Origin of the sequence: Bradyrhizobium sp. 134 (assembly GCF_023074155.1) — a bacterium.
Classification (GTDB): domain Bacteria; phylum Pseudomonadota; class Alphaproteobacteria; order Rhizobiales; family Xanthobacteraceae; genus Bradyrhizobium.
The window spans coordinates 1-1,044 of sequence record NZ_JADPKX010000068.1; the positions used below are offsets into that span (position 1 = coordinate 1).

The window sequence follows — 1,044 nt, forward strand, 5'->3', positions numbered from 1 at the left end:
AAGCCCTACGTTAAGCGGCAGAAGAACGACAGCACCGACGCGGAGGCTATTTGCGAGGCGGTCACAAGGCCCAACATGCGGTTCGTGCCGACCAAGACCATCGAACAACAGAGCTGTCTGATGCTTCATCGCGTGCGCCATCTCTTCATTCGCCAGCAGACTGCCGTCATCAACTCGATCCGCGCATATCTGGCCGAGTTCGGGATTGTTGCCCCCGTCGGGCGCAGGGGTGTCGAACAGCTGTTAGAAGTCGTCGCCGATCCAGCCGACCGCCGAGTTCCGGAGGTGGCCCGCGCGTGTCTTGCGGCTCTCGGCGGCCAGTTGCGGGCACTGAAGGCTCAAATCCTGGAGTTCGATAGGCGCATTATTGCCTGGCATCGATCAAACGCGACGAGCAAGCGACTGGATGCGATCCCTGGCGTCGGTCCAGCACTGGCAACGGCGCTAGTCGCGAGCGTTGCCGATGCCAAGACCTTCCGATCGGGGCGGGACTTCTCGGCTTGGGTCGGGCTCGTGCCGAAGCAGAACTCGAGTGGGGGCAAGGACAAGCTTGGCCGGATCAGCAAGCAAGGCGATCGCTATTTACGCAGCCTATTCACAGCGGGCGCACTCGCCGTGATCCGCTATGCCAAGATCCATGGCACAAGCCATCGGCCTTGGCTCACTGCGTTGTTGGCACGGCGCCCTACCAAGGTCGCAGCCATCGCACTCGCCAATAAGCTCGCCAGGATGGCATGGGCGATGATGGCCAGGAACGAACCCTACAAGGAACCCGCCGGCCTTACGGCGTGAACGAGATCACAGCCGGTCATCCGGCTGTGACGTAACGGTTGGAAGGGCGAACAGCACTAATGCAGCGCCGGTCGATCCGGCGATCAGGACAACCCACATGGGCCACGGCATCTTCGAATGCGTGCTTTTGATCGGGACCTGATCCGCGGAGGGCATTATGGCCAGCGGTCATGAGTACCGCACAAGAAGGCCGAACACATGGCTGCTCCGACCAACGCCGCAAGTGAAGATTCTCCTTGCCAACCCGGAGCC

At 61.4% G+C, this 1,044-nt stretch carries 1 protein-coding gene; it reads left to right on the forward strand.

Features of this window, described 5'->3' with window-relative positions; translation table 11 throughout:
• Positions 1–792, forward strand: a 792-nt coding sequence (locus IVA75_RS25115; protein WP_247282061.1) for an IS110 family transposase, incomplete at its 5' end; no start/stop codon positions are given.
• Positions 793–1,044: the final 252 nt, after the last annotated feature.